This is a genomic window from Geobacillus stearothermophilus ATCC 12980, from assembly GCF_030369615.1.
In the GTDB taxonomy this organism is placed as follows: Bacteria; Bacillota; Bacilli; order Bacillales; family Anoxybacillaceae; genus Geobacillus; species Geobacillus stearothermophilus.
Genome location: NZ_CP128494.1, coordinates 539,611 through 555,632, shown reverse-complemented (window position 1 = coordinate 555,632; position 16,022 = coordinate 539,611). Strand labels below are relative to the sequence as shown.

Annotated in this window: 12 protein-coding genes and 1 pseudogene; 7 read left to right on the top strand and 6 right to left on the bottom strand. The window is 56.8% G+C overall.

The features are described from left to right. The first annotated feature begins 134 nt into the window (after positions 1–134). From QSJ10_RS03040 to QSJ10_RS03010, 7 genes are all read left to right on the top strand, one after another. The gene (locus QSJ10_RS03040; protein WP_033011656.1) at positions 135–359 is read left to right on the top strand and encodes a spore germination protein; all 225 of its coding nucleotides are present in this window, start codon (positions 135–137) and stop codon (positions 357–359) included. 70 nt (positions 360–429) lie between these two features. Further along, the gene (locus QSJ10_RS03035; protein ID WP_033013816.1) at positions 430–651 is read left to right on the top strand and encodes a spore germination protein; all 222 of its coding nucleotides are present in this window, start codon (positions 430–432) and stop codon (positions 649–651) included. Between the two features lie 15 nt (positions 652–666). Continuing rightward, positions 667–891, top strand: a complete 225-nt coding sequence (locus tag QSJ10_RS03030) for a spore germination protein GerPB (protein WP_033011652.1) — start codon at positions 667–669, stop codon at positions 889–891. Positions 892–974: 83 nt separating this feature from the next. Continuing rightward, on the top strand, positions 975–1,577 hold the full coding sequence (locus QSJ10_RS03025; RefSeq protein WP_033011650.1) for a spore germination protein GerPC: 603 nt from the start codon (positions 975–977) through the stop codon (positions 1,575–1,577). Then, positions 1,574–1,765 (top strand): spore germination protein GerPD, encoded by a 192-nt coding sequence (locus tag QSJ10_RS03020; protein ID WP_033013817.1) that lies wholly within the window; start codon positions 1,574–1,576, stop codon positions 1,763–1,765. Before QSJ10_RS03025 ends, QSJ10_RS03020 begins: the two co-directional genes overlap by 4 nt. Next, complete coding sequence (locus tag QSJ10_RS03015; protein ID WP_033013818.1) at positions 1,762–2,148, top strand: spore germination protein GerPE; 387 nt, start codon at positions 1,762–1,764, stop codon at positions 2,146–2,148. The genes QSJ10_RS03020 and QSJ10_RS03015 overlap by 4 nt, the downstream gene beginning before the upstream one ends. A 355-nt stretch (positions 2,149–2,503) precedes the next feature. Next, positions 2,504–2,725, top strand: a complete 222-nt coding sequence (locus tag QSJ10_RS03010; RefSeq protein ID WP_033011644.1) for a spore germination protein — start codon at positions 2,504–2,506, stop codon at positions 2,723–2,725. Positions 2,726–2,841: 116 nt separating this feature from the next. Here QSJ10_RS03010 and QSJ10_RS03005 read toward each other — a convergent pair whose 3' ends face one another. The 6 genes and pseudogenes from QSJ10_RS03005 to QSJ10_RS02980 all read right to left on the bottom strand — a co-directional run bounded on the left by QSJ10_RS03005 (position 2,842) and on the right by QSJ10_RS02980 (position 15,930). After that, positions 2,842–6,186: an AAA family ATPase gene (locus QSJ10_RS03005; RefSeq protein ID WP_053532745.1), complete on the bottom strand. Its 3,345-nt coding sequence runs from the start codon at positions 6,184–6,186 to the stop codon at positions 2,842–2,844. Continuing rightward, the gene (locus QSJ10_RS03000; protein WP_049624231.1) at positions 6,183–7,367 is read right to left on the bottom strand and encodes an exonuclease SbcCD subunit D; all 1,185 of its coding nucleotides are present in this window, start codon (positions 7,365–7,367) and stop codon (positions 6,183–6,185) included. Before QSJ10_RS03000 ends, QSJ10_RS03005 begins: the two co-directional genes overlap by 4 nt. An 18-nt stretch (positions 7,368–7,385) precedes the next feature. Further along, a pseudogene (addA, locus tag QSJ10_RS02995) lies at positions 7,386–11,115 on the bottom strand (helicase-exonuclease AddAB subunit AddA). Beyond that, the gene (gene addB / locus QSJ10_RS02990) at positions 11,112–14,618 is read right to left on the bottom strand and encodes a helicase-exonuclease AddAB subunit AddB (protein ID WP_287136165.1); all 3,507 of its coding nucleotides are present in this window, start codon (positions 14,616–14,618) and stop codon (positions 11,112–11,114) included. Before addB ends, addA begins: the two are co-directional and overlap by 4 nt. Before the next feature lie 137 nt (positions 14,619–14,755). Then, positions 14,756–15,238, bottom strand: coding sequence for a signal peptidase I (gene lepB, locus QSJ10_RS02985; RefSeq protein ID WP_230581313.1), 483 nt, complete (start codon positions 15,236–15,238; stop codon positions 14,756–14,758). Positions 15,239–15,306: 68 nt separating this feature from the next. After that, positions 15,307–15,930 carry a TVP38/TMEM64 family protein gene (locus QSJ10_RS02980; protein ID WP_033013824.1) on the bottom strand — a complete coding sequence of 208 codons (624 nt, stop codon included), beginning with the start codon at positions 15,928–15,930 and terminating at the stop codon, positions 15,307–15,309. Between the last annotated feature and the right edge of the window lie 92 nt (positions 15,931–16,022).

Genomic DNA, 16,022 nt, shown 5'->3' with positions numbered 1-16,022 from the left:
TTCCTTTCCATTCCTTCTCATTAGCATATGCTGACAACTTAACTGCCGATTGGACATCCGCCCCTCGTTGAACCAGTTACGTGTTTTTTTCATACAATATGCTATAACAATGGGAACAAAAGGAGGGGGCGCGAGTGCCTTCGTTTATCAGCGGACCGATTAAAATCACTCATGTGAGCGGAGATGGCACGGTCAATTTTGGCGATGTTTTGCAAATCGCCCCAAAGAGTACGTCCAAATCGCACACCGGCTCTGGGGGAAGCAACAACGGTGATTTCCTGCAAACGAACACATTTGTCAGCTTTACCAACACCGGCGATCCGGATATGATAGACGCGAACAACGCCGCGAACAATTAGGGCGAACGTCAGCCGGCTTGCGCCCATACACTATAGCAGCAACTGCGAAGCTGGGAAAGGAGCATGCCCCATGCCGGCTTTTGTCGGAATCGTGAAACTGAACAGCATCGGAAGCAGCAGCGTGTTCCATATCGGCGACGTGTTTGCGATTTCCCCGCAAAGCGTGACGAAAACGTTCGCTGGCGCCGGTTCGTTTAACACCGGCGACGGGCTTCATATCTATAACTATTACAGCAATACGAATACGAATGACGCCGATGTCGCCGATGAAAATGTCATCGGGAACGTATGAAGGAGGAGAAGGAGGTTGAATGTTTACATCAGCCAAAGCATTTGCATCCATCAATTGCGGATTGGCTCCGTCACCAACTCATCCGTTTTGCAAATCGGCAGCGCCGGCAGCATCCAAGCATTGTCAACGCTTGCCAACACCGGCGGTTTCACTGGCCCGGCTTCGCAAGCGACCGTGCCGCTTGGCACCGCCGCCCAGCCGTCCGCTCCTCTCGTTCCTCTCCATTCGGCCACCCGCTAAATGCAGAGAAAAAAAGTGATGAGGACGACAGGCCGTCCATATATTGAAGTAAGAGGGGAATGTAGAGAGGATGATGGTGCACCATGAGTATATACGACTATTTCGTCCAACTGCGCCGCTATTTATTATGGCAGACAAACAAAGTACGGACGCTCGAACGACGTCTTTCCGTTCTCGAAGCCCGGCTGCGGGAGCTGGAATCGCAGCCGCGCACTACGATCGAGCGGATTGAATACAAATTTGACCAGCTGAAAGTGGAAACGCTCGAAGGAACGCTCAATATCGGCATCGCCCCACCGGGGGCCGGCGGCACCATCGAAGATTTCGCTGTCGAACCGGTGAAAACCGTCGTCCCAAAGCCGGAGCCGGTGTTGATGCGCCCGATTCAGGAAAAAGTAGCCGCCTACTTAAACAGTGAGGCGGCAGAAACATTGAAGCGGCTTGAGCAGCAATACAACCGCCGCCTTGATGATACGTACCGGCAGTTTATTTTGCAAGATATCGCCCGACAGACGGATGAACGCATCCGCTTTTATTTGCAAGAGAAAGCAAACCAAGGCTATGTTCCCGCGGGCGATCGCGATGAAACGGTCGAAAACGAGATCTTCCAAAAAGTGAAAGCGGATATTGAACAATCGCTCGACGCGTTTTTGAAACACTTGCCTTCAGGGGAGGAATCAACGTGAATTATACCGTCATTAACCGCGATGTGCATGTCGGGGACATCCGCTTGACAGCCGTCGCCAGCGCCTCGCTGTTTTTAATCGGCGATGCTGATGCGATTCACTTGTCATCAGCGTTTGACACACCGCCCGAATCACTTATCATCGGCCCGTTCGTCCCGCTCGTGCCGGCTCGGGGTGGGGCATCGTGAAACGGACATCGATCGTTCAGGCGCTCCATGCCGAAACGTTGATTATTAGCTCTGTGCTGCAAATCGGCGACTCTGAACGGATTTCCGCCCGCACACGCGCTTTAGCCGTGCAGCGGCAATACGAGCTGTTTTTCGAGCCAGAAGGGGAACAAACATTCCCGATTTTTACCAAGCCGATTCCACGCTGGTCTTCCCCGCCGCCGGTTGCATCACAACAGACGCTCCACGAATCCCCGGTCATTTCCGTCCGGTCGATCCGCGTGCTAGGGATCTCCTCTTCGGCCGTTGTCCACATCGGCTCAACCTCCATCGCTGAAGGCGAAGCGCGCATCAAACATATCCGCCAGCTGGCCGGCCCGATGCCGTCAGCAGCAGATATATAGAGGCAACGAGGAAGTTTAACATGTCCCCTGACGGAAAAACGGTTTGCCCCTTTTCGACTGTCGAGGGAAAGCCACAGGCTTCTCCGTCACGCCTTGGCGTGACGGAGGACCGAACAACCGCCTGCTTCACAGACCTATATAATGGGTCTGGAAGTGGCGTTGTTCGGTCGCCCGACAGTCGATCAAATACTCGGTAAAAGTTGCAAATGGTAAATCTTCAAATTGCATCTATCCTGAAAATACCCGAACTTCAAAATGTGTAAAGTTGTAAAATTCAACATAGAGGTCTTTTCATCCTTCCGATGGTGACGAAATTTTTTTGTCATGGGAGTCTATATAGAAAGGAAGAGCTGTAATGCCTTCATTCGTCGGTCCGATCAAAATCAACAGCGTCGGCAGCGGCGCGGTCGTGCAAATGGGCGACTGCTTGTATATCGCACCAAAAGTCGCCACGAAAACGCAGGCTGGATCCGGCGGGTTCAACACCGGCGACTTTATCATGACAAACAACGCAATCAGCTTTACAAATGCGTTTGATCCCGATGTATCTGACCAAAACGTGGCCGCCAACAACTAAATGGGGGCAAGGACCGCCCCCTATCCCCCGTTCCTTCAATCCAGTGGGCCGGACTAACCAGCCGGCGCAGCGGCCGCTGGCAACGCATCCGCCAAGCACTGCTCCCGACAGACGGGTTACATCCATTCAAGCCGGACGCGTGTGCCGGGGCCGGACGGCTCCGCCGGCTCGACAATGAGACGGCGCGGCAGCCGGTTGCGAATCTCTTGGACATGGCTGATGACGCCGACAGCCAGCTGCTGCGTATGCAACTTTTCCAAAGCAGAAACGACCGTATCGAGCAGCTCGGCATCCAATGTGCCAAACCCCTCGTCCAAAAAGAAAAACCGGAGCGGATATTCACCGCGCAACTGAATTTGCGCCGACAGCGCCAGCGCCAACGACAGCGATGTCAAAAACGTTTCCCCGCCGGACAGCGTCGACACCGGCCGCCGCACCCCCCCGTTGGCATCATCGCGAATCAAAAACCCGCCTTGCGAATCGAGCTCAAGCGCATAGCGATGGCGCGTCAACTGCTGCAGCCGCTCAGACGCCATGATGGTCACCTGTTCGAGTTGCTCTTCCGCCATAAATTCGACAAAACTATTGCCGCGAAGCAACGTTTGCAGCTGTTTGTACCGCTCAATTTGGCGGCCGAGAGTTGCCTGCCTCGCCTCCAATTCAACAAAACGGACATGTTTTTTTCTCAGCTCCGCCACTTTTCCGCGCACCGCGCCAAGCTGCTCGGTCATCATCTCAGTGTGCGCTTTCAACTCGTTGTATACTTGCTGCATCATCTCCCATTGTTCAGCGCTCACCGCTTCTTCGCCGATGACAGCCGCCAGCTGGGCGCGTCGGTGCTCAGCCTGCTCTACCTGGCGCCAGTAAAGGCGGATGGCTTCGTCCCATTCATCACATTGCGCTTTTGCCGCCCTCGACATTCGCACTTCTTCAGCATCAGCGAACACAGTGCCGGCCAAGGCGCGGCGCCAGCGAGCGAGCGCTTCTTCCTCGCGGCGGGCCGCTTCCTCGCACGCCTGCTTCGCTGCCTTCGCCTCACTTTCTGTCGCCTGGTATTGCTGTTGAGCGCGCTGCCATTCATCGTACGCCTGCTGTTCGCCGTTTTGCAGCCGGCGCCATTCGGCTTCCGCTTCCCGAAGCTGCACACCTGCCGGGCCAGGTCCGGCCTTCTCGCGCCGTTGCCGCTCATATTCTTTCCACAGCTCCTGTTTGGCGCTCATAAGCGATTCGAGGCGCACCCGCTCCGCCTCAAGCCGGCGACGCTCCTCAGCCGCCTGTTCTTTTGCTCTTTGTTTTTCTTCTAAAAATGGAACGCTGTCTTCAAGCCGTTTTTGTACATCACGCCACATTTTCTCTTGTTCGCGCAGCTGCTCGTAAACCACCGCGATCGTTTCCAGTGAAAAGGAAGGATGCGCCTCGCGCCACTGCCGTTCAAGCTGCTGTTTCTCCTCTTCAAGGCGCTGTTTCTCCGCTTGCAGCGCTTCGATATCCGCTGCCGCCCATCGGCAGGCGTTTTCCGCTTCACGCCGCGCCGCTTCCGCCTCATTCCACTGCGACAACGCCCGGTAAACCGCTTCCTTTCGTTCAATGACATCCTGCCCGAGCGCCCGGACTTCAACGGCCATATCGACGGTTTCGCCTGCCGGGCGGACAGCCGCCTGAACAGGGGGTGTCCCGTGGCTGGCCGCCAGCGCGGCAAGCTGCTCAAGCTGCGCCTTGAATGAGAACAGTGTCTGCAAATCTTGTTCGCAACGCTGCCGCTCTTGCTCGAGCTCAGACAACCGACCAGAGGCTACCGTCTGCGGCCTGGCGGACGGATGCGGGTGCTCACGCGAGCCGCACACCGGGCACGGTTCACCGGGACGGAGCCGCTCAGCCAGAACCGCTGCCAGTTCGGCCGTCTGCGCCTCTTCGATCCGTTGCTGCTCCGCCTCGATCTGTCGCCGCAAAACATGCAACCGCTTTTCGATATCTTGTTGCCGGCTGCAGACGGAATGGTGCGTTTGTTCAACAAGCTGAAACAGTTGATGAAGGCGGGCGCCGGCAGCGGCGGCGCGGCGCTCCCGCTCAGCCCGCTCTCGTTCGGCTTGGCGCCAGGCAGCTTCCTTTTGCTGGAGCTGCACATCGACGCGGGCGAGAGCGGACACCGTTTGCTCAATGCGCCGCTTCTCTTCGCAGGCGCGCTCTATTTCGTCTTTGTCAGCGAGCGCAGCGGCATGCCGCTGCAACTCTTCTTTCAGCTCCTGTTGGCGCGCCAAGCCGCGCGCGTACCAGGCCTCCGCTTCCTCGAACTGACGCTGCACCGCTTTTTCCCGGTCCGCCAAGCGGTTCCACTCCTCATGGAGGGCGGCGAGCTCCGCCTTGAGTGTTTCCATTTGCCGTTCGAGCTGCTCCGCCTGCCGCAGCCGCTCCATTTGCGCCAACAGCTCTGGCTCGCGCCGCGCTTTTTCCTGCCGCGCCTGCTCATAGCGGCGCACGGCATCCTCATAGTGGGCTTGGGCCGCCTCTAACTGTCGCAACGCCGCCTCCTGCCGCTGCAGCGCCGCGGCCTGCAGGAGGCGCATCTGTTCGTACTGCTCCCAGTACGGCCAAATGCGCTCCGCCTGCTCGGCCCGCCCTTTTTTCGCTTCAAGCGCCCGCACTTCGGGCTCCCGCCGGCGCAATGCCGATAATTCCGCTTCAACCGCTTCTTTTTCCTGCTGCCACGCCCGAAGCTGCCTCGCCCGTTCGACGTCTGCCTCGATTTTCTCAAGCTCTTTTTTGCGCTTGGCAAACAGCGCCGCAAGCTCCCGCTCTTCGGCTTCTGCCTGCTCAAGCGCCGCTTTCGAAGCATCGCCGAGTCCCGCTTTTTCCGCTTCGATTTTTTGCCATTCCTGCTCCGCGGCGGCGAGCCGCTCTTTTAACTTTTTATTCAACTCGTCACCGTATCGTTCAAGATGGAACAGGCGCTGCAGCATTTGCCGGCGCTCCGCCCCTTTGAGGGATAAAAACTCGGCAAACTTCCCTTGCGGCAAAACGACAGCGCGGGTAAAATCTTCCATAGTCAAACCAAGCAGCTGTACGACCGCCTTGTCTACATCAGAGAGCTTGTCCGCGAGCACGACCGTCTCGGCCTGATGTTCGATCAACCGGCAGACGGCGCTCCGCGTCCGCCATTCATCCGCCCTTTTCAAACTGCGTTCCACCGTGTACCGTTTTGCCCCAGCGGCATTTTCCAATTCGAACGTAAAGGAAACGAACAGTTCCTTTTCAGCGTGGTTGATGATCGCTTGTGTCCGATTGGCCGCCCGTCCGACACTTCCGAACAGCGCGAGCGTGATGGCATCCAAAATCGTCGATTTGCCGCTTCCGGTCGGTCCAAAAATGCCGAATACGCCGCCGTCGCAAAGGGCCGTAAAATCGATCGTTTGTTTTTCACGAAAGCTATGAAGCCCGGCGATCGTCAAGGAAATTGGCTTCATTCCTCTTCTCCTTCCCCTTCCTTCTCATCGGCCGCCAATTCCAAAAAAAGGCGCACGAGCTCTTCATCCGGTGTTTGTCCGCCGGTTTGACGTTCGTAAAAACGCCGGAACATTTCCACAAGGGAAAGCGGTTTGCGGTCTGTTTCAGCCGCCGCCTCCCGCTCCCGTTCCGGAAACACCGGGCGGATATGGATAAACCCTTGATGAAGCTTGCGCAGCCGTTGAATCTCTTCCATTGTCAACGGCTCGTTTACATGGACCTCTAAATCGATCCAGCACGACCGGTCTCTTCCTTCCTCGCACCAACGATACACTTGGGCAAGTCCGTCCGTCGCCTTCCAACGGACAAGCGGTTTGCCGGAAACAAGCGGAATCTCCGTCACGTTGGCCTTTCCGCCCGGATGGACGTCGACAACCGTCACCGACTTGGTGTGCCCAGCTTCGGAAAAGCTGTAAGCAAGCGGTGAACCGGCGTAGCGCGCCGCCGTCTCCGCCCGTCTGACGTCCTGCGGGCGGTGCAAATGACCGAGCGCCACGTATTGCGCCGCCCCGGGCAAACTGGCAGCCGCCACCGTATAGGCGCCGCCCACCTCAATCGGCCGCTCGGAATCGGACGTATGGCCGCCAGCCACGTATAGATGGCTCATCGCAACATTGACAGTTTCATCGGCAAATGAGGCGGCCATCGCAGCGAACAACGCCCGGATGCGGTCGTCGTACCGATCGCGAAGCGCGGTTTCCTTATGGTCGGATGACAATAGCTCAGCGAGCCGCGATTCAGACGGGTACGCCAACGGCGCAAGCATCATCGCCTCGCCGCACGACGGAACGTCAATTCGGCAAACTTCCGCCTGTGGGCGGCCAAAAAGGAAAATGTTGTAGTCGGAAAGCAGCGGCCGGGCGGCGCTGATGCGGTCCGGATGGTCATGGTTGCCGCTGATGACCGCAACCGGACGCCGGCCTTTATCGGACAGTCGGGCCAAACTCTCGTAAAACAGCTGCTCCGCCGCCGCCGGCGGATTGACGGAATCGAACACATCGCCAGCCATCAAGACGACATCGATTTGTTCTTTTGCTACAATCTCGACAAGTTCGTCGATAAACGCCTCTTGCTCCGCCAACCGGCTTCGGCCTTCAAGCGTCCGCCCGAGATGCCAGTCTGCCGTATGCAAAATGCGCATCGTCTTTCCCCCTCCGCGTCATTCCACCGCGATAATGTATTGGCCGTCAAACGAATACAAATAGCACTCCGCTACCGGCACGCGCCAAATTTGCTCAATCGCTTGCCGATACAGGCGCATTTGCGTTCCGTAGCGGCCGAGCAAAAAGCGGGCGGCCTCCTCTTTCTGGCCGGCAAAACGGCCGGTCACCTCATCCGTTTTATAGTCGATCATCACATAACCGCGCTCATCCGCAAACACACAGTCAATCACCCCTTGGACAAGCACCCGGCGGTCGTCTTCCATCCCGTCATGCCCGTAAAGATGGGAAGCCGGAAGCCCTAGACTGAATGGCACTTCCCGGTGCACCTCGCGGGCGGCGCAAAGGCGGCGGCCGATATCCGTAGCGAAAAAGGCGGCGATCGCGGCCGCATCGACCGCTTCGGCTTGCTCGGCCGACAACAGCTCTTTTTCGATGAGCCGACCCATTTGCTCACGGATGGACGCTTCACTGACCGGCGCACGCAAGTCGAGATGGCGCATGACGATATGAAGCGCGGTTCCTTTTTCCGCCGGCGTCAACGTTTTTTTCCTGCATAAAGCGCGGCCGCGAGAAAATCGGCGCTGTTCCTTGGCGCAGCGGCCATTCACTCGCCAGCTCGCCAAACAGCACCCGTTGCTCTTTCAGCTCCGACACCGACTGTTTGGCGCGCACAATCGTCCCTTTTTCATAGCGATACCGCCATAACAAACGCCGCTCTGCTTCCTCTTTCCAGCCGCCGCCAGCCGGAACAGGGCGGCCATGTTCAAGCGCAGCGAGCATGCTCTCGTCCGCCTGGCCGGCAGCCGCCTCGCCGCTGCGCAGCTCGGCCGCGGGCACAATGGCAATACGCCATACGGACGGATGGGAGGCGATTTCATCCGGCGCCTTCTCTCCCGCTAAAATGCGCCCGTCGCGGTGGCGAATGAGCGCCCGGCCGATCCAGTCTAAATAGGAACGGGCCGATGCCCGCACATCGTCGGGAAGCAGCCATTCGCGTTCTCCCGCAACGCCTTTCCATTTTTCGATCTCCTTATCGGCATCGTTGACCGCGGCGATCAAATAAAGCTTCTCTTTCGCTCTTGTCAGCGCAACGTACAAAATGCGCATTTCCTCGGCGAGCAGCTCGAGCCGCTTTTTCACTTGGATCGCCAGCAATGGCAGCGTTGGATAGCTGATGCGCAGCTGTGGGTGGACAAAACGGGCGCCAAAGCCGAGCTCTTTATCCAGCAAGTACGGATGATGCAAATCCCGCGTATAAAACGGGCGGGCGAGTCCGGCCAGAAAGACGACCGGAAACTCGAGCCCTTTGCTGCTATGGATCGTCATCACCCGCACGACATCTTCCTGCTCACCAAGCGGCCGGGCTGCTCCTAAATCATCGCCGCGCTCCTGCAGCCGCTCAATAAAGCGGAGAAAGCGGAACAGCCCGCGAAAGGCCGTCGATTCGTATTGGCGAGCGCGATCATACAAGGCGCGCAAATTGGCCTGCCGTTGCTTTCCACCCGGCAGCGCGCCGACAAAATCGTAAAATTGTGTATCGCGATACAGCTGCCAGATGAGGTCGGCCAACGAGCGGCGGCGGGCCATCGTTCGCCAGCGCCCGAGCTGCTCCAAAAACGCGGCCGCTTTTTTCTTGGCTGCCTCCTCCTCATCCGTTTCCGCCGGCTTTTGCCGGAACAACTGAAGCGCCTCATAAAACGTTCCTTTTGGATCAGCGAGGCGGATCATGGCCAGCTCGTTTTCATCAAAGCGAAACAGCGGCGAACGGAGCACAGCGGCGAGCGGAATGTCTTGGTGCGGGTTGTCAATGACTTTCAGAAGCGACAGCATCACCGAAACTTCCGTCGCCTGAAAGTAGCCGGACGATAAATCGGCAGCCGCCGGAATGCCGTGCGCCTGCAGCTGCTCGATCATTTGCGGGGCGTTCGTCATCGAACGGACGAGCACAACGATGTCTCGGTACATGGCACGCCGCGGTTGCCCGCTTGAGCGGTCATGCACATAAAATGGCCGCGACACGATTTCTTTGATTTTCTCGGCCATTAGGCGCGCCTCCAGCTCGGAGCCCTCAAGCTCCGCTGCCTCTTCGTCCTCTTCTTCCGCCGCGCGCTGCCGGTTGATGATCATCACTTCCGGAACAGTATCCGCCCCATCCGGATAATCGGCGCCATACTTAAGCTGGGCTGCTTCATCGTACGCCATCTCCCCAACGGTTTCCCCCATGATTTGTGCAAAAAGGAAGTTCGTGCCGTCCAGCACCTCGGCGCGGCTGCGGAAATTGCACGCCAAATCAATTCTCATTCCCCCTGCGGCCCCATCAGCGGCAAACCGTTTGTATTTGTCCAAAAACAGCATCGGCTCGGCGAGGCGAAAACGATAAATCGACTGCTTGACATCGCCGACCATAAATAAGTTGCCAGTCCGCTCGCTTCCTTTTTTGACGAGCTGCAAAATCGCTTCTTGCACAAGGTTCGTATCTTGATACTCATCGACAAGCACTTCATCAAACTGCGCTTGGTACTCCAAAGCGGCCGCCGATGGCTGCCATTCGCCCGTTTTCGGGTCGCGCTGCCGCAAAACATGCAGACAATAATGTTCCAAATCAGAAAAGTCGACGATCCCTTTTTCACGTTTCACGGCTTGAAACCTATCGGAAAAACGGCGGACAAGCGCAACGATCGTCTCAACCGCCGGCTTCATCTCCCGCATATGGCGGATCCAGACAGACGGGGGCAGCGAAAATATGTTGTCGCGCAGCGCTTCCAGTTTCTTCTTCGCCTGGTCGCGAAGCGATTTCGCCTCATCGACGAGCCACTTATCATAGCCATCGCCGCGACAGCCCGGAAGCCGGCCGAACGCCAGCGACTGCAAAGCACGATACAGTCCTTCCCACGATTGCGACCGCCATCTTTCAAGTTCAGCGACAACGGCGGCATCCTCGCGCAGCCGTTTCTCATACGGCCGCGGCCCGCCCGGTTCCTGCGCAAGACGCAACGCCCTTTCGATGAGCCGTTTGGCCGCTGCCAGCTCCATCGCCGCATGTTGGTTGATATAGCGCGATGGCAAAAGCGACTCGGGCGGCGTCTGTTCATCGACCTCATACATGGATACAAGGCCTTTCAGCCATTCATCGGGCGCGGGGTGGGAGCGGGAGAAGTCATGCAACGCGAAAATCATGTCTTGCAGCTCGGCATCGCTCCGGTCTCCGGTGTAAGCATCAATGACGGCAAAAAAGCGCTCGTTATCCGCCTTTCCATATTCCTCCTCAAGCAGCTCCTCAAGGACGTCCTCTTTCAGCAGTTCGATTTCTGTCTCATCAGCGATGCGAAACGACGGATCCAGATCGAGCAAATAATAATATTTGCGGATGACATCTAAGCAAAACGAATGGAGCGTCGAAATCGAGGCGCGGTTGAGCAGGCTGAGCTGGCGCCGCAAATGGAGCGAATGCGGCCGCTTGGCGAGTTCGCGCTCGAGCGCCTCGCCGATCCTTGCTTTCATCTCAGCCGCCGCAGCGTTCGTAAACGTGACGACAAGAAGGCGGTCAATATCGGTCGCCCCGTCTTCCGCCGTTACTTTTTGGATGATTCGCTCAACAAGAACGGCCGTTTTTCCAGACCCGGCCGCCGCAGCGACGAGAACGTCCCGGCCGCCGGCCACGATGGCTTTCCACTGTTCATCCGTCCACCGGCTTCCGGCCGGCTTCGGGCGAAACGCAACGCTCAAGACTCTCCCCTCCCTTTCGTTATATTCTTCATCACGTCTTCCCCCGTCTGTGGGGCAAGCTTTCGGAATTCGTTGCCGGACAGCGCCTCGTCAAATTGGCATATGGACTTAAAGGCGCAAAAGTCGCACGCTGTTTTGCTTTTCAGCTTGTACGGGGCAATCGATACAATGCCGTCAGCGATTTGTCCGCCAATATCGGCAAACAGACGGCGGACGTGCTGGCGAAGCGCATCAAAATCAGAAGCGCTCGCGACCGAAGACTGAGAATGAATCGCTCCGCTGCTCGTCAGCCTAACCGGCACAATCAGCGACCGCTGCCCTTTTTCCAATTGACTGTCCATCAGCCGGATTGCCTCCACATCGGCAAGCAGCAGACCGCGCATCCGAAACGGCTCAAGAAGTTGTTTCGCCATCTCCGCTTCATCGTCAAGCCACTGCTTCGCCTTCACAATCGGATTATGGACATGGAAATAGAGCACCCCGGCCGGCAGCGCCGGCTGTTTGACAAGTTGCTCAGCATACGTGAGCACAATGTCCAAATAGGTAAGCATTTGCAACGCCAAACCGTAATACACTTCCGTCAAATCAAGCGTTTTGGCGCTCGATTTGTAATCGATGATGCGAAGAAATACTCCTTCGCTGCTTTCTGCCTTGTCAACGCGGTCGATTCGCCCGACAAGCTCCATAACCGTCCCGTCGCGTAGTTGAAAGCGAAGCGGCGGCAAGTCGCTGCCCGGTCCAAACGCCAGCTCGAGCCCGATCGGAACAAAGCCGCTCGCCCGCGCATGCTCGCTCAACACGTGGGTCGTGCGGGCGACAACGTGTTTTAATTTCCGTTTCATATATTCATAGCGAGACGAACTGGACAGCACTTGCTGTTGAATGAGGGGGGCAAGCCGTTCGACCGCTTCATCCGACAGACGCTCGCAATCCGGTTGGGACAGTTCGCCCCAATCAACGTGCTGTTCGCGCAGCCGGTCGGCGATTTGTTTAATGGCCGCATGGAACAACTGGCCGACATCCGGCGCCTCGAGGCGGAAAATGCTTCGCTCCTTCAAGCGCAGCCCGTGTGAAATAAAATGGGCGTACGGGCATTTTTGAAACTGCTCCATGCGCGAGACGCTCGCCTGAATTTTTTTTCCGTACAACCGCCGGCTCCATTGTTTTTTCAACGGCGCGGCTTTGTTTGTATAAAACAGCGCCGACACCGCCTTTTGCACCCTCTCGTTCCATTCCGGGCGGGCGATGAACACGTTGTACACATCCCACCAAAGCGGATCGATGCCATAGTTTCGCTTCCATGCGCGCAGCTGGCTGACCAAATACGTTTGTGTCGCCTGCGGCGCTGTCACAAACGCCTCCGCCTTCTCTTCCGGGGCATCGAACGGATCGTTGCCGCACAAGCGCACCTTCACCTTCGGGAACAGCTCCGACAATTGTTTAATCAGCGGCGATGGCATGAGCGCTTTCCCTTCGCCATCGGCCAGCGGGTATGTAACATACAGCCGTTCGCTTGGACAGGCAAGCGCCAGGTAGATAAAAAACGGGTCGTAAAACAGCTGTTCCCGGCTCCCCGGCGCAAGCGCCACACCGAGTTCGCGCAGCTGCTCCCGTTCGATTTCCGCCATAAGCCCATCCTCTTTCGCCCTGGCCGGAATGACGCCATCGTTGGCGCCAATGACAAACGCATACTTCACGCCGATGAGGCGCGAACGGTCGAGCTGGGCGACGATCACTTGATCGATGGCCGGCGGCACAAGGGAGAACTCAAGCCGGTCAAGCCCGGCCTCGATAATTTTAGCAAATTCGGCTAACGACAACGGTTCCGCTCCGAGCATTTCAACGTATTGGTCAAGCAAATCGATGACCGCGTTCCACACCTGCTCATGCTGGCGCGCTTCCACGAGGCGGCCTTCCGCTTCCGCCTGCGCGCTCATTTGTTCCAGCTTTTTCGGAATCTGCAATTCTTCTAACAAGAGATATAGCGCCGTGCAATACCCGCGCCCGTCCTTAGCCCGGCGCAAACGGCGCTCAAGGCGGCGGAGCGGGGCGGCCAGCGTCTCCCGCCATTCGTTCAACTTGTCCTCAAATTGCCGTTCTTCATCCGTCTGCGGCACATTCAACCCGTCAAGCGCCCGGTAGCGCCGATACGGCCAGCGCTCGCCGCTCGTCCATTTGTCCCCCTTCACCCCATAAGCAAGAACATAGTTTTCGAGTTTGTCGGCTGCCTCGCGCCACATGACCAAGTCACCGTCCAACGGAAAGAGCAAATCCGTCTTCACAGCGCGAAACACCGCCTCATACCGCCAGTTTGTGGAAATTGTTTCCAAAGCAGCGCGCACAAGTTCAATGAGCGGATGATGGTGCATCGGCTCTTTTTCATCCATAAAATACGGGATGCCAAAATCAAAAAACACCGTCTTCACAAGGTCGCGGTACGCCTCCGTTTGGCGGATGACGAGTGCGATGTCGCGATAGCGCGCCCCTTCGTCGCGGACAAGGCGGATGATTTCCCGGGCGACCGCTTCCAGTTCTGCGCGGCGGTTGGCCGCCTCATAAAGGCAGACCGCACCGTCTTCCGCTTCGTAAGGCGGCAGCGGGCGGCGATGAAACTGCGCCTCGAGATGGGCGAGCGCCCCGCTTTGATGACGTCGGTTTTCCGCGAGCACGACCGGCTCTTCAAGCAAAACATCGTTGGCCAAGGCAAGCTCGCGCAACTGGCGGTACGTCTGCGCCGGCAGATAAAACAAGTCGAGCTCGTCCGGCATCTCACCATCATACGGACGGTCGACCGTCAGGCAAACGGTGACCCGCCGGCAATGACGAAGAAGCTGCTCAATCACTATGTATTCTTGCGGGGCAAAATGATGGAATCCGTCGATATAAACATCGGCATCACGCAAATAGCAGGAGCGGGGGATTTGTTCGGCGAGCAGGCGCAAATAATCTTCCGAATCGAGGTAATGGCCGCTTAAGCTCCGCTCGAGCTCTGCATAAACGAGCGCGACATCGCTGAGCTTATCGGCCAGCAGGCGCCGTCCCGGCCGGCTCGGCCCGCTTTCCAGCTCCTCGACACGGCGGCGAAGCTCGTCCGGCGTTAAGCAATACCGCTTGCATTCGGCGATCATCTCATGCAGCTGCTCGACAAAACCGCTTTTGTCCGCCGCGCGGCCAAACAGTTTAAGCTCCTGTTTCCGCTGTTCAATAATTTTGCGAATCATCATTTGCACGCCGACATCGTGGACGTGGTAGCGGTTCATGCCTCCCGTCTCCTGCAAGACGCGCCAGGCGAGGCGGGGGAAGCTGAACACTTGGGCGCGGATCATTCCTCCTGCTCCCTCGGTATGGATTAAGGCGTATTCACATTGAAACGTCATCTGCTCCGGAACGAGGTAAACAATCGTCTTTCCTCTCGGATCTTCCTGCAGCTTGCGGCGGATTTCCGCAAGACACATAGCCGTCTTCCCGCTTCCCGATCGTCCAAGCAAAAAGCGAAGCGACACGGCGATCACCACCATTCGTTTCCTTTATCTTTTCTATTTTAGCACATATGTTCGTATTTGGTAAAGAAAAACTGCCTTCCTTGAAAGCAACCGCTCCCTTAGGCAAAACCGTCGCCGCACCTCGATGCGCCATTTTCTCAAAAATGGAAAGCAATCTCCCGAAACGGCCAATAGCGGAGGTCTACCTTGCCGACCACTTGGCTGATTTTGACGAAGCCGAAATGGCGGCTGTCCCAACTGCTGAGCCGATTGTCGCCAAGGACAAAAATGCAGCCGGCCGGCACCCGCTTTTCTCCCGTCACCTCTTCAAGGGTAAAACCGCCTGTCAGCTTCCCGCTAAGGAGTTGCTGCTTATACGGCCGCAAATACGGTTCATCGACCTGTCGACCGTTAATATACAGCACATCGTTTTTGTACTCGATCCGATCCCCCGGCAGCCCGATGACCCGTTTCACGTAATCTTCCTTTTGATTGGCGTGAAACACGACGACATCAAACCGATGAATCGGGGCAATTTCATAACGGATCTTATTGACGATCAGCAAATTGCCGCTTTGCAGCGTCGGCATCATTGACTTTCCTTCCACCATATAATTGCTGAAAACGAAAAAACGGAGCATGGCGACAAACCCGACAGCGGCGAGCCATGGCCAGCGGCGTCCCCGCTTCTTTCCTTGTTTCCGTTTGGTCACTCCCTGTCCTCCTCGCTGCGTTGTTTTTCCGTCAACGAAAATCTTGCCTCTACTCGTTTTCCCGCATACCAAAGCAGCAGCACAACAACAGCGATCGCCGCCGTACGCAACGGCTGGCGGACAAGCGCCACCAAGTCATACCCGATAAAGCTGATCGTAAAAATCATGATCATCTTTCCAAGCAAGACCGCTAATACAAACTGCTGGCGGCTGATGCGTGACAGACCGGCAACGATATTGACAAGCGCCGACGGGGTGAAAGGAAAGCAATACAGCAAAAACAGCGGCCCGAATCCGTGCCGTTCAATCCAGTGCATAAACTGGCGCACTTTTGGATGGCGGCGGACAAAATGAAAGAAACGCTGCTGGCCGATCTTCCGCGTCAGCCAAAAGACGATGAGCGAGCCGAGCGAAGCGCCAATCCAAGAAATGAAAAACCCTTTCCACAACCCGAATGCCGCTGCGTTCGCCATCACAAACACAACCATCGGCAAAATCGGAAAAAACGACTCGAGCAGCGTCGCCGCAATGCCGGGAAATATGCCGAAGGAACGGTAATGGTCGAGTAAGGAAAGCACGTGGTCGAGCGTGAGCCATTGTTTCAAATTTTCCATATTCATCGTTCTTTCTCCATTCAAATGCCGTTTATATTTTTATTTTACACGCTCGGCCGCGCAATTTGAACTTTTGCTTGTGAAAACCCATTTTTTAT

Excerpts from the sequence above, each read along its gene's own strand:
- QSJ10_RS03035 (WP_033013816.1), top strand. The coding sequence starts at position 430 with ATGCCGGCTTTTGTCGGAATCGTGAAACTGAACAGCATCGGAAGCAGC.
- QSJ10_RS03025 (WP_033011650.1), top strand. The coding sequence starts at position 975 with ATGAGTATATACGACTATTTCGTCCAACTGCGCCGCTATTTATTATGG.
- QSJ10_RS03010 (WP_033011644.1), top strand. The coding sequence starts at position 2,504 with ATGCCTTCATTCGTCGGTCCGATCAAAATCAACAGCGTCGGCAGCGGC.
- QSJ10_RS03005 (WP_053532745.1), bottom strand. The coding sequence starts at position 6,186 with ATGAAGCCAATTTCCTTGACGATCGCCGGGCTTCATAGCTTTCGTGAA.
- QSJ10_RS03000 (WP_049624231.1), bottom strand. The coding sequence starts at position 7,367 with ATGCGCATTTTGCATACGGCAGACTGGCATCTCGGGCGGACGCTTGAA.
- lepB (WP_230581313.1), bottom strand. The coding sequence starts at position 15,238 with ATGCTCCGTTTTTTCGTTTTCAGCAATTATATGGTGGAAGGAAAGTCA.
- QSJ10_RS02980 (WP_033013824.1), bottom strand. The coding sequence starts at position 15,930 with ATGAATATGGAAAATTTGAAACAATGGCTCACGCTCGACCACGTGCTT.